The 19,817-nt window shown below is 68.5% G+C and carries 20 protein-coding genes and 2 tRNA genes; 15 read left to right on the top strand and 7 right to left on the bottom strand.

Going from position 1 to position 19,817, the window contains the following annotated elements; all coding sequences use genetic code 11:
* Nucleotides 1–7 precede the first annotated feature (7 nt).
* Nucleotides 8–946, bottom strand: a complete 939-nt coding sequence (locus V7Z82_RS08395) for a metallophosphoesterase (RefSeq protein ID WP_334150051.1) — start codon at nt 944–946, stop codon at nt 8–10.
* Nucleotides 943–3,510 carry a transglycosylase domain-containing protein gene (locus V7Z82_RS08390; RefSeq protein ID WP_334150049.1) on the bottom strand — a complete coding sequence of 856 codons (2,568 nt, stop codon included), beginning with the start codon at nt 3,508–3,510 and terminating at the stop codon, nt 943–945. The genes V7Z82_RS08395 and V7Z82_RS08390 overlap by 4 nt, the downstream gene beginning before the upstream one ends.
* 89 nt (nt 3,511–3,599) lie before the next feature.
* Between V7Z82_RS08390 and V7Z82_RS08385 the strand changes: the two genes are divergently transcribed.
* Both V7Z82_RS08385 and V7Z82_RS08380 read left to right on the top strand, forming a co-directional pair.
* Nucleotides 3,600–3,824: a hypothetical protein gene (locus V7Z82_RS08385; protein WP_334150047.1), complete on the top strand. Its 225-nt coding sequence runs from the start codon at nt 3,600–3,602 to the stop codon at nt 3,822–3,824.
* Nucleotides 3,821–4,279 carry a RidA family protein gene (locus V7Z82_RS08380; RefSeq protein ID WP_334150045.1) on the top strand — a complete coding sequence of 153 codons (459 nt, stop codon included), beginning with the start codon at nt 3,821–3,823 and terminating at the stop codon, nt 4,277–4,279. The genes V7Z82_RS08385 and V7Z82_RS08380 overlap by 4 nt, the downstream gene beginning before the upstream one ends.
* A gap of 116 nt (nt 4,280–4,395) precedes the next feature.
* Here the strand turns inward: V7Z82_RS08380 and acs are convergent, their stop codons facing one another.
* A complete protein-coding gene (acs, locus tag V7Z82_RS08375) occupies nt 4,396–6,363 on the bottom strand; it encodes an acetate--CoA ligase (protein WP_334150043.1) in 1,968 nt (655 codons plus the stop codon).
* Nucleotides 6,364–6,726: 363 nt separating this feature from the next.
* Between acs and V7Z82_RS08370 the strand changes: the two genes are divergently transcribed.
* From V7Z82_RS08370 to V7Z82_RS08315, 12 genes are all read left to right on the top strand, one after another.
* The gene (locus V7Z82_RS08370; protein ID WP_334150041.1) at nt 6,727–7,734 is read left to right on the top strand and encodes a TadA family conjugal transfer-associated ATPase; all 1,008 of its coding nucleotides are present in this window, start codon (nt 6,727–6,729) and stop codon (nt 7,732–7,734) included.
* On the top strand, nt 7,728–8,630 hold the full coding sequence (locus V7Z82_RS08365; protein ID WP_334150039.1) for a pilus assembly protein TadB: 903 nt from the start codon (nt 7,728–7,730) through the stop codon (nt 8,628–8,630). Before V7Z82_RS08370 ends, V7Z82_RS08365 begins: the two co-directional genes overlap by 7 nt.
* 45 nt (nt 8,631–8,675) lie before the next feature.
* Nucleotides 8,676–8,873 carry a DUF4244 domain-containing protein gene (locus V7Z82_RS08360; RefSeq protein WP_334150037.1) on the top strand — a complete coding sequence of 66 codons (198 nt, stop codon included), beginning with the start codon at nt 8,676–8,678 and terminating at the stop codon, nt 8,871–8,873.
* Nucleotides 8,870–9,232 (top strand): TadE family type IV pilus minor pilin, encoded by a 363-nt coding sequence (locus V7Z82_RS08355; protein WP_334150035.1) that lies wholly within the window; start codon nt 8,870–8,872, stop codon nt 9,230–9,232. The genes V7Z82_RS08360 and V7Z82_RS08355 overlap by 4 nt, the downstream gene beginning before the upstream one ends.
* On the top strand, nt 9,232–9,561 hold the full coding sequence (locus V7Z82_RS08350; protein WP_334150033.1) for a helicase: 330 nt from the start codon (nt 9,232–9,234) through the stop codon (nt 9,559–9,561). Before V7Z82_RS08355 ends, V7Z82_RS08350 begins: the two co-directional genes overlap by 1 nt.
* 78 nt (nt 9,562–9,639) lie before the next feature.
* A complete protein-coding gene (topA, locus tag V7Z82_RS08345; protein ID WP_334150031.1) occupies nt 9,640–12,516 on the top strand; it encodes a type I DNA topoisomerase in 2,877 nt (958 codons plus the stop codon).
* Nucleotides 12,513–13,148 (top strand): dTMP kinase, encoded by a 636-nt coding sequence (gene tmk / locus V7Z82_RS08340; RefSeq protein ID WP_334150029.1) that lies wholly within the window; start codon nt 12,513–12,515, stop codon nt 13,146–13,148. The genes topA and tmk overlap by 4 nt, the downstream gene beginning before the upstream one ends.
* A gap of 64 nt (nt 13,149–13,212) precedes the next feature.
* Complete coding sequence (locus V7Z82_RS08335) at nt 13,213–14,370, top strand: DNA polymerase III subunit delta' (RefSeq protein ID WP_334150027.1); 1,158 nt, start codon at nt 13,213–13,215, stop codon at nt 14,368–14,370.
* Nucleotides 14,367–15,923 (top strand): alpha/beta hydrolase, encoded by a 1,557-nt coding sequence (locus V7Z82_RS08330; RefSeq protein WP_442927601.1) that lies wholly within the window; start codon nt 14,367–14,369, stop codon nt 15,921–15,923. The genes V7Z82_RS08335 and V7Z82_RS08330 overlap by 4 nt, the downstream gene beginning before the upstream one ends.
* Nucleotides 15,924–16,017: 94 nt before the next feature.
* Nucleotides 16,018–16,090, top strand: a tRNA-Thr gene (locus V7Z82_RS08325).
* A gap of 63 nt (nt 16,091–16,153) precedes the next feature.
* Nucleotides 16,154–16,735 carry an isochorismatase family protein gene (locus V7Z82_RS08320; RefSeq protein WP_334150025.1) on the top strand — a complete coding sequence of 194 codons (582 nt, stop codon included), beginning with the start codon at nt 16,154–16,156 and terminating at the stop codon, nt 16,733–16,735.
* On the top strand, nt 16,732–17,265 hold the full coding sequence (locus tag V7Z82_RS08315; RefSeq protein ID WP_334150024.1) for a DUF1697 domain-containing protein: 534 nt from the start codon (nt 16,732–16,734) through the stop codon (nt 17,263–17,265). Before V7Z82_RS08320 ends, V7Z82_RS08315 begins: the two co-directional genes overlap by 4 nt.
* Here the strand turns inward: V7Z82_RS08315 and V7Z82_RS08310 are convergent.
* Nucleotides 17,262–17,480 carry a hypothetical protein gene (locus tag V7Z82_RS08310; protein WP_334150021.1) on the bottom strand — a complete coding sequence of 73 codons (219 nt, stop codon included), beginning with the start codon at nt 17,478–17,480 and terminating at the stop codon, nt 17,262–17,264. The genes V7Z82_RS08315 and V7Z82_RS08310 overlap by 4 nt on opposite strands.
* 26 nt (nt 17,481–17,506) lie before the next feature.
* On the opposite strand from V7Z82_RS08310, the gene V7Z82_RS08305 reads away from it, so the two are divergent.
* Complete coding sequence (locus V7Z82_RS08305; RefSeq protein ID WP_334150019.1) at nt 17,507–18,028, top strand: CGNR zinc finger domain-containing protein; 522 nt, start codon at nt 17,507–17,509, stop codon at nt 18,026–18,028.
* Between the two features lie 93 nt (nt 18,029–18,121).
* Here V7Z82_RS08305 and V7Z82_RS08300 read toward each other — a convergent pair whose 3' ends face one another.
* From V7Z82_RS08300 to V7Z82_RS08290, 3 genes are all read right to left on the bottom strand, one after another.
* Nucleotides 18,122–18,667: a type 1 glutamine amidotransferase domain-containing protein gene (locus V7Z82_RS08300; RefSeq protein WP_334150018.1), complete on the bottom strand. Its 546-nt coding sequence runs from the start codon at nt 18,665–18,667 to the stop codon at nt 18,122–18,124.
* Between the two features lie 128 nt (nt 18,668–18,795).
* Nucleotides 18,796–18,868: transfer RNA gene (locus tag V7Z82_RS08295), tRNA-Lys, on the bottom strand.
* A gap of 159 nt (nt 18,869–19,027) precedes the next feature.
* On the bottom strand, nt 19,028–19,693 hold the full coding sequence (locus tag V7Z82_RS08290; RefSeq protein ID WP_334150016.1) for a fasciclin domain-containing protein: 666 nt from the start codon (nt 19,691–19,693) through the stop codon (nt 19,028–19,030).
* Between the last annotated feature and the right edge of the window lie 124 nt (nt 19,694–19,817).

The following is a 19,817-nucleotide window of genomic DNA, read 5'->3' as shown; positions in this document are numbered from 1 at the left end:
ACCCGGATCAGTCGCGCGCGGTGAGCGTGAGCAGCGTCGCCTCGGGCCGGCAGGCGAAGCGGACGGGGGCGTAGATCGAGTGCCCGCAGCCCGCGCTGACGTTCAGCGGCACGCTGCGTCCGTCGTGCGACCAGGTGCTCAGGCCCTTGGCCTGTTTCAGCGGGATGTCGCAGTTCGCGACGAGCGCGCCGTAGCCGGGGATGCAGACCTGCCCACCATGGGTGTGGCCGCCGAGGATCGCATCGGCGCCCAGGTCGATGAAACCGTTCAGCACCCGCTGGTACGGCGCATGTGTCACGCCGAGCACGGAGGCATCCTTCTTCCGCTTGCCGAGGCCGGCGATCGCATCGGGGAGGAGGTCGAGTCGGTCCCAATCGCGGTGCGCGTCGTTCACGCCGAAGAGGTCGATCGGGTTGCCCGCGATGGTCATGCGAGCCGCCGTGTTGTTGAGATCGGTCCAGCCGAGCTCATCGGTGAAGTAGTGGTCCATCGCCGCGGTGTCGAGCGATGCCGGTGTGTGGTGCTTCTTCGAGGGACCGGAGAAGTACCGCAGCGGGTTGCGCGGAGAGGGCGCGGTCACGTCGTTCGACCCGTGCACGAAGACGCCGGGGATGCCCGCGAACGGTTCGAACGCGCGACGGATGCCCTGGAGCCCGTCCTCATGGCCGAGGTTGTCGCCGGTGTTCACGATCAGGTCGGGCTGCAGCTGCGCGAGCGATGCGAGCCAGTCCTGCTTGCGGTGCTGCCACGGCGCCATGTGCGCATCCGACAGGTGCAGGATGCGGATCGGTGCGGATCCGGGAGCCAGCGCGGATGCCGAGACCTCGCGCACCGTGAAGAGGTAGCGCTCGATGCCGATACCCCAGACCGCTGCGGCGACGCCCGCGGCCCCCACCGCGCCGAGCGCGATGAGGGCCGGGTGAGCCGAGGAACGCCTCGTCGTCAACACGCCACCGAGATCTTCGTGGACTTCTTGGCCGCGGAGTTCGCGGCCGGGTCTGTCGAGGTCACCTTCGCGTTCGGGGCATTGCACGAGCCGGCGAAGTCGACGGAGGAGAAGCCGGCCCCGACGAGGGCCGCTCCCGCAGCCGTCGGCGCCTGCCCTGTGACATCCGGCACGGTGGCGCCCTCCCCGTTGCTGGGGGAGATGGTCACGGTGCCGCCGCCGGCCGTCTGGCCGGACGGATCCTGCGCAGCGACGATGTTGGTCGCGAGGTCGCTGTCGACGGGGGCGCCGACCGAGACGGTGAAGCCTGCGGTCTCGAGTGCTGCGGTCGCTTCCTCGATCGTCATGCCGACGACGGCCGGCACATTCGTGAGCACGCGACGCGTGAGGTTGTTGTCGGGGTCGGGGAACCGAGCGCCTTCGTACACGGCATCGGCTGCTGCCTGCGCGGTCCGCGCGAGCGGGTAGCGCATCTCATTGACTCGATAGCCGTTCTGCCGCACCTGATAGATGTTCGCCTCACCGTTGAATCGTCCGACCCACGCGACGCTGGCGACCTTCGTGCTCGACTCGACCATCATGGTCTGGGACTGGTTGTGCGTTCCGGTCTTGCCGATCAGGGGAGTGCCGTCCCGCGGGTTCGCCACTGCACCGGTACCGGAGCCCGTCATCACGCCCTGGAGCGCGTACGCGGCGGTCGCGGCCACCTCGGGGGAGATCACACCCGGCGTGCAGGACGACTTCGGGAGCTCACGGTCCGCACCGTCGGGTCCGACGACCCGATCGATCGCACGGGGCGTGCAGTACGTGCCGCCGCTGGCGACGGTCGCGTACGCGTTCGCCATCGCGAGCGGCGAGATGTTCTTCGAACCGAGGATGTCGAAGGGTGCGACCTTGTCGGTGGTCTTCCCGCCATCGGCGAGCTTGACGCCCATGCGGTCGGCGACCTTGTTGATGTCGCAGAGATCGAGCTTCGACGCCATCGCGAAGAAGCCGCTGTTCAGCGACTGCGCCGTGAACCGCATGACCGAGTCGGTGGAGCCCTGGTTGCCGCCGAAGTTGCCGATCTCCTTGGTGTTGGCGGTGTGCGTGACCGGAGAGTCGCCGCAGGAGTCCTTGAACTTCATGCTCGTCTGCACGCGACCGTTGAGCACCTCGTTGACCGAGTGTCCCTTCTCGAGCCAGTCGATCAGCGTGAAGAGCTTGTACGCCGACCCCACCGGGAAGCCGTCTGAGTTGCCGTTCGTCCGATCACCGGCGAAGACGAGCGAGGAGAAGGCCTGATCGTCCGTCGGGGTCTCCTGGAACTGCGTGTTCTGGGTGATCGACAGGACGCGACCGGTGCCCACCTCGATCGAGATGCCGGCAGCACCGAAGTACTGGTTGTCGAAGTTCGCCGGCACGATGTCGGCCATCGCCTGGGCCGCCGGGTCCTGGATGCGGAAGTCCATGGTGGTGTAGATCTTCAGGCCACCGCGGCGGAGCAGGTCGCGCCGGTCCTGGGGGCTCTCGCCGAACGCGGCGTCGTTCTCGACGATCGACTTCACGTACTGGCAGAAGTAGGCGTTCCGGCCCGCTGCCTGGCAGCCCTGCTGCGGGACCGTGATGGCCGGAGTGATGGGCGACGCATCCGCCTCGTCGTACTGGGCCTGGGTGATCTTGCCGTTCGTGAGCATGCGGCCGAGCACGTAGTGACGCCGGTCGAGCGTGTCCTTGTATCCGTCGGTCGCTGTGTTCTGCGCGACGCCGTCAGCGGTGTAGGTGCCCTGCTCGCCGCGGTCGATGCGGTAGATGTTCGGGTTCTGCACGATGCCGGCGAGCGTCGCCGCCTGCGCGACCGTGAGGTTCGCCGCCGAGGTCGAGAAGTAGTAGCGCGACGCGGCTTCGATGCCGTACACCGTTCCGCCGAAGTTCGCGATGTTCAGGTAGCCGAGCAGGATGTCGTTCTTCGAGTAGTCCTTCTCGATCTGGATGGCGTAGCGCATCTCCTGGAGCTTGCGCTCGATGCCCTCGGAGCCGGTCGCCTCGGTCGCCTTCTGCCAGCACGCCTGCAGTTCCTCCGAGTACGTCTCGGAGGCCGTGTCGACCTCCTGCTCGCACTGCTGGATCAGCACGTTCTTCACGAACTGCTGGCTGATGGTCGAGGCGCCGCGCGAGGAGGTGCCCTTGATGTTGTCGATCACAGCGCTGACGGTGGCCCCGAGGTTCACACCGCCGTGGCTGTAGAAGTTCTTGTCCTCACTCGAGAGGATCGCGTCGTAGAGCACCGGTGAGATCTGGTCGTAGGTGACCGGGACACGGTTCTGCTCGTAGAACGACGCGAGTGCGACGGGGTTGCCGTCGGGGTCGTTCGCATAGATGGTGGACTGCTCCATCGGGGTGTCGACCTTGAGCACCTCAGGGAGCTCATCGAACAGTGTCAGCGCCTGGGTGCCGGCCAGTCCCGTCATGGCGAGGACGGGTGTGACGCTGGCGGTGACCAGGAGACCGGCGACGGCGCTCAGTCCGACGACCCCGAGAAGGCCGCCGAGCACGCCGTTCACCGTGCGATTCTTTTGAGGCATACGCTGATCGTAGGGGAGTTCCCTGAATACCGCCTTTGACGAGCGCCGGCCCGCTTCCGTGGCGCGGCGCCCGAATCGATAGGAGTGCCATGACCACGTGGGAGTACGTCACCACGCCGCTGCTGATCCACAACACGGCAGCCATCCTCAACAACTGGGGCAAGCAGGGCTGGGAGCTCGTGCAGGTCGTGCAGGGGCCGGAAGGCGGCCTCGTCGCCTACTTCAAGCGTCCGGTCACGCAGGACGGATCCAACACCTCGGGTCTCAAGGCTGCTGCTGAGGCCGCACGCCAGTTCGACGGGAGGCAGGCATGACCGTCAGCGCCCGCCTCGCCGAACTGGGCATCGAGCTGCCGGCGGTCGCCGCGCCCGTCGCGGCATACGTTCCCGCCGTCGTGCACGGCGGACTCGTGTACACCTCGGGTCAGCTGCCGTTCGCTGCCGGTTCCCTCCCGGCGACCGGCAAGGTCGGCGCCGAGGTCGCAGCCGATGACGCGAAGGCCTACGCCCGCACCTGCGCGCTGAACGCGCTCGCAGCTGCCGCGGATGCCGCTGGCGGCGTCGACCGCATCGTCGGCGTGCTGCGGGTCGGCGGCTTCGTGGCATCCGTCCCCGAGTTCTCCGGCCAGCCCGGTGTCATCAACGGTGCGAGCGAGGTGCTCGGCGAGATCTTCGGCGACGCCGGACGCCATGCTCGTGCAGCGGTCGGCGTGCCGGTGCTGCCGCTCGACAGCCCGGTCGAGGTCGAGGTCACCTTCATCCTCGCCTGACGCTTCGACAGGCTCAGCGACCCATGGGCCCCGACGCTTCGACAGGCTCAGCGACCCATGGGCCCCGACGTTTCGACAGGCTCAGCGACCGATGGGTCCCTGAGCCTGTCGACCGGCTACTTGACCTGCGCCGAGATGATGCTCATCACGGCCGTGTCGGCGAGGGTCGTGGTGTCGCCGACCTCGCGGCCCTCTGCGACATCGCGCAGCAGCCGTCGCATGATCTTCCCTGAGCGCGTCTTGGGCAGCTCGCCGACGATGTAGACATCGCGCGGACGAGCGATCGCACCGATCTGCTCGCCGACCCACAGTCGAAGCTGCTGTGCGAGTCCGGCCGGGTCGTGCGCTGCGAGGTAGCTCTCCTTGATGATGACGAAGGCGACCACTGCCTGGCCCGTCGTCTCGTCGGATGCGCCGACCACCGCCGCCTCCGCCGTCGCCTCGTGCGCGACCAGCGACGACTCGATCTCGGCGGTCGAGAGGCGGTGGCCCGAGACGTTCATGACATCGTCCACCCGGCCGAGCAGCCAGAGGTCGCCGTCGTCATCGAGGCGAGCGCCGTCGCCGGCGAAGTAGTACCCCTGATCCTCGAACTTCTCCCAATACGTCTCGCGGTAGCGTTCCGGGTCGCCCCAGATGCCCCGCAGCATGCTCGGCCACGGCTCGGTGACCACGAGCAGTCCGCCGTTGCCGTTGCCGACCTCTTCGCCCTTCTCGTCGACCACGTCGATCGAGATTCCCGGCAGCGGTACCTGCGCCGAGCCGGGCTTGGCGGACGTGACGCCGGGGAGCGCCGACACCATGATCGCGCCGGTCTCGGTCTGCCACCAGGTGTCCACGATCGGCGTCGTGCCGGCGCCGATGACCTCGCGGTACCACATCCATGCCTCTGGGTTGATGGGCTCGCCCACCGAGCCGAGCAGACGCAGCGACGAGAGATCGAACTTCGCGGGGACGCTGCGGCCGATCTTCATGAAGGAGCGGATGGCCGTGGGGGCCGTGTAGAAGATGGAGACCTTGTACTTCTCGATGATCTCCCACCAGCGGCCGGGGTGCGGGGCATCCGGTGTGCCCTCGTAGAGCACCTGGGTCGCGCCGTTCGCGAGCGGGCCGTAGGTCACATAGGAGTGTCCGGTGATCCAGCCGATGTCCGCCGTGCACCAGTACACATCGGTCTCGGGGTGCAGGTCGAACACGTACTTGTGGGAGTAGGCGGCCTGGGTGAGGTAGCCGCCGGAGGTGTGCAGGATGCCCTTCGGCTTCCCGGTCGTTCCCGACGTGTAGAGGATGAAGAGCGGGTTCTCGGCGGGGAACGCCTCGGCCTCGTGCTCGGCGGATGCTGCCGGCACCGCGTCGTGCCACCAGACGTCGCGCCCCTCCACCCAGTCGACGTCGTTCTCGCCGCGGCGGACGACGAGGACGTGCTCGACGGTCTGCTGCTCGCCCTCGCCGCGGTCGCCGAGCGCCTGGTCGACCGCAGGCTTCAGTGCGGAGACGCGGCCCTTGCGATACCCGCCGTCCGCCGTGATGACGACCTTGGCACCGGCATCGTCGATGCGCGAGCGCAGGCTGTCTGCGCTGAATCCGCCGAAGACGACGGAGTGGATCGCGCCGAGGCGGGCCACCGCGAGCATCGAGACGATCGCCTCGGGGATCATCGGCAGGTAGATGGCGACGCGGTCGCCGTGCGTGATGCCGAGATCGCTCAGCACGTTGGCCGTGCGCTTGACCTCCTCCGTGAGCTCCGCGTAGGTGATGGTGCGGGAATCGCCCGGCTCGCCTTCCCAGTGCAGCGCCACGCGGTCGCCGTTGCCGGCTTCGACGTGGCGGTCGAGGCAGTTGTACGCCACATTGAGCTCGCCGTCGTCGAACCACTTCGCGAAGGGCGGGGTCGACCAGTCGAGCACGTTCGTGAAGGGGGTGTGCCAGTGCAGGAGCTCTCGTGACTGCTCGCCCCAGAACGCCTCGCGATCGGCGGCGGCGCGCTCGTAGAGCTTGGGGGAGGAGACGGACTGCGCGACGAACTCCTCGGACGGCGGGAAGCGGCGGGTCTCGTCGAGAAGATGGTCGATCTGGCTGCTCATCGGCAGGCGCTCCTTTGCGGCTGGGTGCGTGGTCGTGAGGGTGCACGACCAGGTCCTGGCGAATCTAGTCTCGCGACGGGACGCCGAATACTGCCGAAAGTCGGTAGTGGATCGGGTTTTGTGAGGACGGTCGCCTTGCGTACACTCGACCACAGCCGAATACTCATTCTGGCCTTGGCGCGCCCGATTCCCCCGATCGCGGCCCGCCGTGGGCGGCACCTCATTCCCCCCGTGAGGTGTCGCCCTTCTCCGTTTCGGAACGCTCTCCGCTGCGCCCTCCACGGTCGCGCGCGGCCCCGGAGTTCTGCACAGCGGACGTGATCGCGGACCGCGAGTGCGGTGGGCCGCTCGTACCGTCGTGGCATGTCTTCGTCGTTCGTCATCCAGCCCCGGCAGGGAACCGCCGCGCATTCGCAGGATGCCGGACCCGGATCGCTCCACCTCGACGCCGCGTTCGGACCACTGCGCGAGCACTGCGACGACGACACCGTGACGGATGTGTTCGTCAACGGACCGCACGGTCTGTTCGTCGATCGGGGCGATGGGGCGGTGCCGGTGCTCGAATGGCGCGCCTCCGAGCGCGAGGTTCGCGACCTGGCCGTCGCCCTGGTCGGACTCGGCGGACGGCATCTCGACGATCAGGCGGCCTGCGTCGACGTGCGCCTCGACTCCGGCATCCGTGTGCACGCCGTACTCGCCCCGGTGTCGACGAGGGGGACCGCGCTCTCGATCCGCATCCCTCGCGTGCTGGCTGCGGACCTCAGCGCCCTGGCTGCGCTCGGCGCGTTCGATGCTCGGCAGCATCGCTGGCTGAGCGAGCTGGTGTCGACGCGGGCGAACATCCTGATCACGGGTGGGACCGGCACAGGGAAGACGACGCTGCTCTCGGCACTGCTGTCCGAGGTGCCGGACGGCGAGCGCCTCGTGACGATCGAGGACGTCGCCGAACTGCAGCCGCGGCATCCTCACCATGTGGCGCTCGAAGCGCGTCAGGCGAACCTCGAGGGAGCAGGAGGGATCAGTCTGGCCAGGCTCGTGCGGGAGTCCTTGCGCATGCGACCCGACCGGCTCGTGGTCGGGGAGTGCCGAGGCGAAGAGGTGCGCGAGCTGCTGACCGCGCTCAACACCGGACACGACGGGGGAGCGGGCACGCTGCACGCGAGTGGGCTGCGTGACGTCCCGGCGCGGCTCGAAGCGCTGGGGGCACTGGCGGGAATGGATGCCACCGCGCTCGCCCGACAGGTCGTCAGCGCGTTCACGATCGTGCTGCATCTCGATCGCGCGCCGGGTGGCAGGCGACGGATCGCCCAGGCAGGGATCTTCGCGGTCGAGCGGGATCGACTGACGATCGACGAGGTGGCGCCATGGTGATCCGGTTCCGCCGCGTCGCGACGAGCGATGCAGGGGCGGATGCCGTGGCGACCTCTGTGCAGACGCTCGCTGTGCTGCTGCAGGCTGGAGCGGTGCCGCTCGTCGCCTGGCGCCATCTCGCCGAGACCGGCGATCAGCGAGCAGCGGCGGTGATCGGGCGTCTGGACGACGGCGTGCCGCTGATCCCGGCGATCGAGGCTGAGGGCGGCGCCTGGGTCGATCTCGCCGCAGCCTGGGAGGTCGCGACAACGGTCGGCGCCCCCCTGGCGGCGGTCCTGCGCATGATCGCGGAGACGCTGCGCGATGCCGGCGCCGCAGCCGACGACGTGCGTATCGCACTCGCAGAACCCGCAGGCACGGCGCGGCTGCTCCTGTGGCTGCCGCTGGCTGGTCTTCTGCTCGGGTTCGCACTCGGCTTCGACACGGTCGGCGTCGTCGTGCGCAACCCGCTCGGAACGGTGTGTGTCGTCGCCGGGCTGCTGCTGGTGCTGGCTGCGAGGCTCTGGACGAATCGGCTGCTGCGACGGGCGCGCCCGGCTCCCGGTACGCCGGGCATGACCGCCGAACTGGTCGCTGTCGCGCTGTCCGGCGGGGTCTCGGTCGATCGCGCGCTGCGGCTCGTCGCGGACAGTGCCGCATCCCGCCTCGGCGATGAGCGCCGTATCCGGACCGTGCTCGACCTGTCGCTCGCCGCCGGGGTGCCGGCGGGCGAGCTCCTCCGCGCCTCGGCTGCACAGGAGCGGCATCGAGCCCGCATCGATGGCCGGTTGCGCGCATCGCGCCTCTCGACGCAGCTTCTGATCCCGCTCGGCGTGTGCACGCTGCCGGCATTCCTGCTGCTCGGCGTCGCCCCGCTCCTGCTCAGCGTGCTCGGCTCGACGCCGTTGCCGCTGTGAACATCCACCGGATGCCGCGGCATCCCCACAGAAAGAAGGAACACCATGCAGACGATCCCGACACTGACCCGTCGCCGCGCGGTCTCGCTGTTCGCCGACGACACCGGAGCCGCGACGGCGGAGTACGCGATCACGACCATGGCCGCGGTGGCCTTCGCCGGGCTCCTGGTCGTGATCATGCGATCGGACGAGGTGCGCGGCATCCTGACCGATCTCGTGCGACGAGCACTCAGCGTGTCATGACGCCCACCCCGCGCGCGTTCCGTCGTGCAGACGGGGAGCGCGGATCGGTGGCGGGCGAGCTCGCGATCGCGCTGCCCGCCGTCGTGCTCGTGCTGCTGCTCGGGGTCGGGGCACTCGGCGCTGCGTCTCGACAGGTGGTGCTGCAGGATGCCGCCGCGGATGCGGCCCGCCTGCTCGGGAGAGGAGAAGCGGGTGGCGACGCGGCTGCAGTCGTCCGCAGGGCGGTCCCGGGAGCATCGATGGCCTCGTCTGCTCGGGGCGATCTGGTGTGCGTCTCGGCGAGCGTCGATCTCACCATCGGCACGGCGATCCGGGTGCCGCTCCGGGCATCGAGCTGCGCGCTCGACGGCGGCCGCTGATGGCAGGGACCGCGCTCGCCGCCGGCGTGCTGGTCGTCGCAGCCTCGCTCTCACTGGGGCTCGCCGCGGTCGGCGGAGCCGCGGTGACAGCCCAGCGAGCGGCCGGTGCGGCGGACGCGTCAGCGCTCGCCGCACCCGACGCGGCGAGCGGTGCGGTGGCATCGGCCGACGAGCCGTGCGCGCTCGCGGCGCGGGTCGCGAGCGCAGCCGGGGCACAGCTCACCGGATGTGCGATCGAGGGCTTCGTGGCGACCGTGCAGGTGCAGTCGGCGTACGCTGGACTCACCGCCGTCTCCCGAGCCCGCGCTGGGCCACCCGAGGGCCACTGACGGCGGTGGCTACCTCGCTCACTGTGAACGACCCCGCACAGTGGTGTGTATGGTGTGCTTCGAAGAAAGGACGCACCCTTGGCTGAAGGCAAGAAGCTCGTCATCGTCGAATCCCCGACGAAGATGCGGTCTATTCAGGGATACCTCGGCGACGGTTACGAGGTGCTCAGCTCCGTCGGCCACATCCGTGATCTCGCCGACAAGAAGGACATCCCGGCCGAGGACAAGCAGGCGTACGGGAAGTACTCCATCGACATCGACAACGGCTTCGACCCGTACTACGTCGTGTCGGATCGGAAAACCAAGACGGTCGCCGAACTCAAGCGTGCGTTGAAGACCGCCGACGAGCTCCTGCTCGCCACTGATGAGGACCGCGAGGGCGAGGCCATCGCCTGGCACCTGCTCGAGACCCTGAAGCCCAAGGTCCCGGTGAAGCGGATGGTCTTCCACGAGATCACCAAGGACGCGATCCAGGCCGCGGTCGGCAACACCCGCGAACTCGACCACGACCTCGTCGACGCGCAGGAGACCCGGCGCATCCTCGACCGCCTGTACGGCTGGGACGTCTCGCCCGTGCTCTGGTACAAGGTCAAGACCGGCATCTCCGCCGGACGCGTGCAGTCTGCGGCGACCCGGCTCATCGTGGACCGGGAGCGCGAGCGCATGGCGTTCACCTCCGCCGAGTACTGGGATGTCGACGCCGCAGCCGCGGCGACCGGCACCTCGTTCAAGATCCGCCTCGTCCGCGTCGACGGCGGTCAGCTCGCCCGCGGCACCGACTTCGATGACAGCGGAAAGCTCAAGAAGGCCGTCGTCATCCTCGACGAGGCCACCGCCGCAGCGCTCGCCGAGGCGGTCGACGCCGCGGGTGCCGGCACGGTCACCAAGGTCGAGGCGAAGCCCGGAACCCGCAGCCCCTACGCGCCCTTCACGACCTCCACGATGCAGCAGGAGGCCGGTCGCAAGCTCTCGATGGGAGCCAAGCAGGCGATGGGTGTCGCCCAGCGTCTGTACGAGAAGGGGTACATCACCTATATGCGTACCGACTCCACGTCGCTGAGCACCCAGGCGGTGCAGGCGGCACGGAGCCAGGCGGTCGCACTCTACGGCGATGCCGCAGTGCCGCTGAAGCCGCGCGTGTACAAGTCGAAGAGCAAGAACGCCCAGGAGGCCCACGAGGCGATCCGCCCCTCCGGCGACAACTTCCGCACGCCCGCATCGCTGTCCTCCGAGCTCGACCGCGACGAGCAGCGCCTCTACGACCTGATCTGGAAGCGCACGGTCGCCAGCCAGATGTCCGACGCGAAGTACGAGACCACCACGGTGACCATCGCCGTCGATGCTGCCGGTCAGAAGGCCGAGTTCACGGCATCCGGAACCGTCTACACCTTCAAGGGCTTCCTGGAGGCGTACGAAGAGGGTCGCGACGAGAAGCGCGGCGACGCGGATGCCGCCGAGAACCAGTCGCTCCCGGCAGTCGCCGTCGGCGACGAGCTCGCGGTGTCGGATGCCGAGGCCAAGGGGCACCGCACCACGCCGAAGCCGCGATACACCGAGGCGTCCCTCGTGAAGGTGCTCGAGGAGAAGGGCATCGGGCGTCCCTCCACGTTCGCCTCGATCCCCGAGACGATCCTCGACCGCGGCTATGCCGTCAAGCGTGGCCAGGCGCTCGTGCCGACGTGGCTCGCGTTCAGTGTGGTCCGTCTGCTCGAGGAGCACTTCGCCGAGCTCGTCGACTACGACTTCACCGCGGCGCTCGAAGACGACCTCGACACCATCGCCCGCGGTGAGCAGAACCGCGTCGAATGGCTGAAGTCCTTCTACTTCGGCTCCGACAACCACGTGGGTCTGCGTCAGGTCGTCGACAACCTCGGCGAGATCGACGCGCGTGCCCTTAACTCGACGCCGATCACCGACACGGCGACCCTGCGATTCGGCAAGTACGGCCCCTACCTCGAGGTCGCCGACCCCGAGAACCCCGAGGCCAAGCCGCGCATCGTCAACGTGCCGGAAGACCTCGCGCCCGACGAGCTCACCTCCGCCAAGGCGCAGGAACTCATCGATGCGCCCGTCGCCGGCGATCGCGTGCTCGGGGAGAACCCCGAGAACGGCAAGATCATCGTCGTGAAGGACGGCCGCTTCGGCCCGTACGTGCAGGAGAACGACCCGGTGTCCGAAGACGCCGACGTCGACACCAGCACCGGTGAGGTCGTCGAGGCGCCCAAGCCCAAGCGGGGGGCGAAGAAGGTCGTGGCACCCAAGCCACGCACCGGTTCGCTGTTCCGTTCGATGTCGGTCGACACGATCGAGCTCGACACCGCGCTGCAGCTGCTCAACCTGCCGCGCGTCGTCGGCGCCGACCCGGAGTCGGGCGAGGAGATCACGGCGCAGAACGGCCGCTTCGGTCCGTACCTGAAGAAGGGCGCCGACTCGCGATCGCTCGAGAGCGAATCGCAGATCTTCGATGTCACGCTCGAGCAGGCGCTCGAGATCTACGCGCAGCCGAAGTACGGCGCGCGCCGCGCTTCGAGCGCGCTCGCCGAGTTCGAGGCCGACCCCGTCAGCGGCAAGCCGATCCGCATCCGCGACGGACGCTTCGGCGCCTACGTGACCGACGGTGAGACCAACGTGACCATCCCGCGCGGGCAGAAGGTCGAGGACATCACGTTCGAGATCGCCGTGCAGATGCTCGCCGACAAGCGCGCCAAGGGTCCGGCTCCAAAGCGTGGGGCGCGAGGCGCAGCCGCGAAGAAGGCCCCCGCCAAGAAGGCTCCCGCGAAGAAGCCTGCTGCCAAGAAGGCCCCTGCGAAGAAGGCTCCCGCGACGAAGACGGCAGCGGCCAAGGCGCCGAGCGACGCTGTGAAGTCCGCGGCTCGTTCCGCTGCGGCGAAGAAGGCTGCGGCCACTCGCGCAGCGAACGCTGCGGCGAAGGCAGCGCAGAAGGCGGACTCGTGACCTCAGGTCCGGGCGTGTGGATCACACTCGAAGGCGGCGACGGCTCGGGCAAGACCACGCAGTCGAACCTGCTGTCGGACTGGTTGCAGGATGCCGGGCACACCGTCGTCCGCACGCGTGAGCCCGGCGGCTCCGAGGTCGGGCAGCTGATCCGCGACATCGTGCTGCACCACCGCGGAGACATCGCGCCGCGCGCCGAGGCCCTGCTGTACGCGGCTGACCGCGCGCACCACGTGGCGACCGTGGTGCGGCCGGCGCTCGAGCGCGGTGAGGTCGTGCTGCAGGACCGCTATCTGGACTCCTCGGTCGCCTACCAGGGTGCCGGTCGTGTGCTGGATTCCACCGAGATCCGCAATCTGTCGCTCTGGGCGGCCGAGGGCGCTCTCCCCGATCTGACGGTGCTGCTCGACCTCGATCCGGCTGCTGCTCGCACCCGACTGGACTCAGCCGACAAGCCGTTCGACCGGCTCGAGGCCGAGAAGGCGGAGTTCCACGGGCGCGTCCGCGACGCATTTCTCGAGCTCGCCACCGCCGAGCCCGAGCGCTTCCTCGTGCTCGATGCTGCGGCATCCGTCGAAGAGATCTCGGATCTCATCCGGGTCCGCGTCGCCGCTCTGCTCGCTTCCCGCTGACGACGGTCGGCGGGTGGCCCTCCGGTCGCGAGCGGGCGTCGGTGCTCCCGATTAGGCTGAGGTCATGCCTCAGACTGTCGCCGCTCCGTTTCCGTGGGGCGATGTCTGGGGGCAGGATGCCGCTGTCGAGACGCTCCGCGATGCGGCTCGTGATCCCTCGGCGCTCTCCCATGCCTGGCTGATCACCGGGCCCCCCGGTTCCGGTCGCTCGACGCTCGCCTATGCGTTCGCCGCTGCATTGGTGGCGGATCGCCCTGATGACGAGGCCGCGATGCGCCAGGTGCTCGCCGGCACGCATCCCGACGTCACGGCGCTGCGCACCGACAAGGTCATCATCACGATCGCCGAGGCCCGGGCCCTGGTCGAACGCTCGTATTTCGCTCCCTCTGCCGGACGCTATCGCGTGATCGTGGTCGAGGATGCCGACCGCATGGTCGAGCGCACGTCGAACGTGCTGCTGAAAGCGCTGGAAGAGCCGCCGGAGCAGACCGTCTGGATCCTCTGCGCTCCGAGCGAGGCCGACCTGCTCCCCACGATCCGTTCGCGCGTCCGGTCCCTCCGCCTGCGCGAGCCCGACGTCGCCGATGTGGCGCGGCTGATCAGCCTGCGCACCGGCGTCGACGAGGCGGTGGCCGAGCAGGCCGCTCGGCACTCGCAGCGCCACATCGGCATGGCGCAGCGGCTCGCGACCGACGAGAGTGCACGTCGTCGGCGAGACGAGACGCTGCGCTCCGTGATCGCCGTTCGGGGCGTCGGTGACGCAGTCGAGGTCGCCGGCCGTATCATCCAGGCGGCGACGGAAGACGCGAAGGCCCTCACAGCCGAGCGAGATGCGCAGGAGCGGGCATCGTTGCTGCGCATGGTCGGCATCGCCGAGGGGCAGGCCGTGCCCCCTGCGCTGCGGTCGCAGCTCTCGGCGCTCGAGGACGACCAGAAGAAGCGCGCGACGCGGAGCCTGCGCGACGGCATCGATCGGGTGCTCACCGATCTGCAGTCGATGTTCCGCGACGTCATCATGCTGCAGTTCGGGCGCGACGACGAACTGATCAACCGTGAACTGCACGGTGAACTGAGCGCCCTCGCATCAGCCTGGCCCGAGACCCGTACTCTTGTCGTACTTGACCACCTTGCCGATACCCGGCAGTCGCTGGAGCGCAACGTCGCACCGCTGCTCGCCCTGGAGAGCTTGCTCGTGACCATCACGAGCGGGAGGACACCGTGAACAACCGATCGACATCCCGTCTCCACCGAGCCATCGCGGTCGTCGCGGGTCTCGCCGCCGCATCCGTCATGCTCTCGGGGTGTCTGTACGCGATGATCCCTGAGCAGACCGACCCGAAGCCCTCGGCGACGAACGCGCCCGATACCGACGGCGTCGACGCCGGCCTGCTGCCGTTCTACTCGCAGCAGCTCGTGTGGACCGCGTGCGGCACCGGTTTCGACTGCACCGACGTGACCGCTCCGCTCGACTGGGAGAACCCCGCCACCGGCGAGATCACGCTGTCGGTCGTCCGCCACCAGGCGGAGGGCACCGCGATCGGCTCGCTGCTGACGAACCCGGGTGGTCCCGGCGCGAGCGGCGTCGACCTCATCCTGAACAGCCTCGACTTCGCGGTTGGTGCCGACCTGATCGAGAACTACGACGTGATCGGGTTCGACCCTCGGGGCGTCGGCGACTCGACCGCTGTCACCTGTTACGACCCGGCGCAGATGGACGAGTACCTCTACGGCATCCCGGCAGCGCCGCGCGGTACCCCGGAGTGGGAGGCCGAGCTGCTCGCATCGCACAAGTCCTTCGCCGAGGCGTGCGACGCGAACAGCGGCGGCATCCTGCCGTACATCACGACGATCAACGCGGCCCGCGACATGGACCTGATCCGCGCGGTGCTCGGCGACACGCAGCTCAACTACCTGGGCTACTCCTACGGCACGTTCCTCGGTGCGACCTACGCCGAGCTCTACCCGGAGAAGGCGGGACGCCTGGTGCTCGACGGTGCGATCGATCCGTCGGTGCCCGGCCTCGAGGTCGGCGCGACGCAGGCCCTCGGATTCGAGTCGGCCCTGCGCGCATACATGCAGAACTGCCTCGACTCGGGCAGCTGCCCCTTCAACGGCACGGTGGATCAGGCCATGGCCGACCTCGGTGCGCTGCTCGCGAGCGCCGACCGCACCCCGCTGCAGAGCGGCGACGGGCGTCAGCTGGGCGCTGATTCGATGATGACCGGCATCATCGCGGCGCTCTACTCGGAAGACAGCTGGGACTACCTCACGCAGGGGCTGGACGAGGCACTGCAGGGCAACGCAGACACCATGTTCCTGCTCGCAGACTTCTACAACGGCCGCGAGGGCAACACCTACGCCGACAACTCCTCCGAGGCCTTCCGTGCCTACAACTGCATGGACTACCCGGTGGAAGACGACCCGGCCGCCGAAGCCGCGAGCCAGGCGAAGATCGCCGAGGGCGCACCGACCATCGCTCCGTACTGGAACGGTCCTGACTCCTGCTCCGTCTGGCCGTACCCGCCCACGGGCACGCGCGGCGAGATCAAGGCTGAGGGCGCAGGCCCCATCCTCGTGGTCGGCACGACGAACGACCCGGCGACGCCCTACGAGTGGTCCGAGGCGCTGGCCGACCAGCTGGAGGAGGGTGTGCTGATCACGCGCGTCGGCGAAGGCCACACCGGCTACAACAAGGGCAACAGCTGTGTCGACGAGGCCGTCGAGGCCTACCTCATCGATGACGTCGTGCCGGAAGACGGTCTCCGCTGCGAGTGACGACACGCGGGACGCACCGCTGAGGGGCGGCTCGATTCGCGAGCGGGAGCGAGACAGGGTAATATCGGTGATCGCGCCGGTTCGCCCGTCGCACGCCGCTTTAGCTCAGTCGGCAGAGCATCTCACTCGTAATGAGAAGGTCGTCAGTTCGATTCTGACAAGCGGCTCCGAAGGCCCCGGTTGTGAAGACAGCCGGGGCCTTTCCCGTTCCTCGGGGCTACGCTCGAACCATGAGCAGAGCGCTTCTCATCGTCGATGTGCAGAACGATTTCACCGAGGGCGGTGCGCTTGCGGTGACCGGTGGCGACGCCGTGGCATCCGCTGTCTCGTCCTTCCTGGTCGCGCATGCCGACGCCTACGACGTGATCGTCGCGTCGCGTGACTGGCACGATCCTGACGGTGACAACGGCGGCCATTTCGCCGAGACCCCGGACTACGTGGACAGCTGGCCGATCCACTGCGTCGCAGGGACGGATGGCGCCGACTACGACCCGCTGCTGGTGACGGATGCCGTGACGCATCACGTGCGCAAGGGTCAGGGCAGGCCCGCCTATTCGATGTTCGAGGGCGTGACGGATGCCGGCGACACGGTCGCGACGGTCCTCGCCGCCGCAGGGGTCATCGAGGCCGATGTCGTCGGCATCGCCACCGATCACTGCGTGCGTGCGACGGCGCTGGACGCGGTCGCGCACGGTGTGCGGGTGCGCATCCTCACGGATCTCATCGCCGGTGTCGCGCCGGAGCCGAGCGAGGCGGCGCTGGCCGAGCTCGCCCACGCCGGCGCCGAGTTGACCGACAGCACCCGCGCATGAGCGGCAGCGTGCTGCTGCTGCGCGCCGTGAACGTGAGCGGGCGCAACAGTGTGCCGATGGCGCGGCTCCGCGAAGTGCTGGCTGCCGACACCGAGCTGGCTGGCGTCTCGACGTACATCGCCAGCGGCAACATCATCTGCGACGAACCCGCCGACCCGGTTGCCGCCTGCGCGCGGGTGCGGATGCTGATCGCGAGGGAGTTCGACGTGGACACCCCGGTGATCCACCGGACCCACGCGCAGCTCGTGCGCTCGGAGGCGGCGCAGCCCTTCCCCGAGGGCGATGTGAAGTTCGTCCACGCGATGTTCCTCGAGGCCGCCCCGTCTGACGGCGCGGTCGAGCAGCTCGAGGAGCGATTGCGACCGGGCGAGCGGCTGGCGCTGCGTGGTGACGATCTGTGGATCGACCACGGCTCCGGCGGCGTGCATTCCACGAAGCTCACGAAGTCCGTGCTCGACCGTGCGCTCGGCGTCGCGGGGACGGCGCGAAACCTCCGCACCGTCCGCACGCTCATCGAGCTGACCGCCTAAGCGCCGCCCGCCTCGCCGATCTCGCGGCTGACTGCGCTCGGCGGGCGGTGCGGGTGCGTCTGCGAATCCAGGCGACGGATGCCGCAGTCCGCGCAGCGCACGTAGAGCAGTGTCCCCTCGCTCGTGCGGTGGCGTGACTCGATGAGCCAGGCATGCTCGTGCGGCAGTGCCTGCGTGGGGATGCGGGGGATCGGAAGCGTCTGCGGTGCGGTCATGTCTCCAAGCGTGATGTAATGCCCTTATGCATCTCAACCCTTACGGCGAGTACGCAGTCCTGCTGGCGGTATCGCTCGCCAATGACTGGCCCGTCGACCGGGCCGGCATCGAGGAGCGCACGCTCGACATGGGCATGACGATGACGTTCCCTCCGGCATCCGACGACCATGCGCAGATCCGCGCGGTGATCGACGACTGGCTCCGGATCGTCGATGAGCCGGACCACGATGCCCGGGCGCTGCTCCTGAACGCGCAGCTCGCGACCGCGGCGGCCTATCCGCGGCTCACGAATCACGACGGCGAGGGGTGGCACCTGCACTACCGAGACGACGTCGAGTCGCTGCCCTTCGTGCTGCGGGCGATCATCAGCCTCGGCACCTCGCTGCACCTCGTGACGCGAGGGATGAGCCGGCTCGGACGATGCGAGGCCTCACCCTGCACGAACGTGGTGGCAGACGTGACGCGCAATGGGCGGCAGCGGTTCTGCTCGGTGCGGTGCGCGAACCGTGCGGCCGTTCGTCGCCACCGCGCGCGCGTCTCGGCCTGAGCCCGAGACACCCTCCGGTCGCAGAAGAGGCCGCCTTCGCGCGTGCGAGGCGGCCTCATCTGCGACCGGAACCGGGTCGTCGGCGGAACGGCGTCAGGCGGTCTGGCCCGCGTGCTGTCCTTCGCCGATCTCCTCGATCAGTTTCGCGTTGAACGCGGGCAGGTCGTCGGGGGTGCGGCTGGAGACGAGGCCCTGGTCGACCACGACCTCCTCGTCCACCCAGGTGGCGCCGGCGTTGCGCAGATCGGTCGCGAGGCTGGGGTAGCTCGTGAGCGTGCGGTCCTCGACCACGTCGGCCTCGATGAGGATCCAGGCACCGTGGCAGATCACGCCGACCGGCTTGTGCTGCTCGAAGAATGCCTTCGCGAACGCGATCGAGTCCGTATCGAGGCGCAGGTGGTCGGCGTTCACGACGCCGCCGGGCAGGACCAGGGCTTCGAAGTCATCCGCCTTCGCTGTGGCTGCGGTGAGGTCGACCTTCTGCTCGTGACCGTTCTTCCCGGTGATCGCTGCGCCATCGGGGGCGACGAGCGTCGCGCTCGCGCCTGCTGCGGTCACGGCTTCCCAGGGGCTGGTCAGCTCGCTGTCCTCGAATCCGTCCGTCGCGAGAAACGCCACTCGGCTGTTGAGGTTCGTCATGATCCGTCCTTCCGTGGGGGAGTCGTCCGGGTTCTCCGGTACATCTCGACCATCGCGCAGGACGGCGGGGGAGTGAAGGGGGTGGCCGGATACCCGGACGGATGCTACGGGGGTGATCCCGGATGCGGTGGGCCCCGTGGGGCTCGAACCCACGACCCGCGGATTAAAAGTCCGATGCTCTGCCAACTGAGCTAGAGGCCCGCAAGACCAGTCTAGGGCGCACAGAAGGGGCCCCGGTGACAGTGTCACCGGGGCCCCTTCATGCCCTCCCTCAGGCCTCCCAACCTACGAGAGGGATGTGGGAGCCGAGAGTCCCTCCTCGGCAATCGCCGGGTGTCCCATTCCGGCTACCCGAGCTGCTTACGCAGCCGGGGGCATCAGCACCGAGTCGATCAGGTACACGGTTGCGTTGGCGGTCATGACGCCACCGCAGATGACGTTGGCGCTGTCGTTCACCATGATGCTGTCGCCGCTGCCGGAGACGGTGAGGTCTGCGCCCTGCACGGTGGTGTGCGTGCCGTCGATGTCATCCGGAGCGATCTGGCCGGGGACCACGTGGTACGTCAGGATCGAGCTCAGCGTCGCGCTGTCGGTCTTGAGTGCCTCGATGGTGGCGGGGTCGATCTTCGCGAATGCGTCGTCAACCGGTGCGAAGACGGTGAACTCGCTGCCGTTCAGCGTGTCGACGAGGTCGACGTCGGGGTTGAGCTGTCCGCTCACCGCAGCCGTCAGCGTCTTCAGGAGCGGGTTGTTGGAAGCGGCGACCGCGACCGGGTCAGCGGCCATGCCGGCGACCGAACCGGAGCCGTCCGGCACTGCCTCGGCGTATGCCGCGCAGCCGGGGCCGACGAGGTTCGCGGCCGGGTCCATCGTGTCAGGCGTCGACTCCGACGTCTCGGGTGCCATCGACGGTGCCGTCGACTCGTCGTCGCTCGCAGTGGAACCCATGGAACATGCGGAGAGCAGGAATGCGCTCGCCAGCGTGAGGGTAAGGGCTGCGGTGACCTTCTTCTTGGTGCTGAACATCTCGAACCTCCGGATGATTTTGCCTCGGCGTTTCCGTGGCGTTGACGGCTGTTCGGAGCCCGACTGACATCGGATGGGAGAAATCGCGAAGTTTTTTGAGATCCGTGGAAATCCGCGGAATCCG

Source organism: Microbacterium sp. (assembly GCF_036823965.1).
Lineage (GTDB): Bacteria > Actinomycetota > Actinomycetes > Actinomycetales > Microbacteriaceae > Microbacterium.
This window is presented reverse-complemented; position numbering and strand designations above follow the sequence as displayed.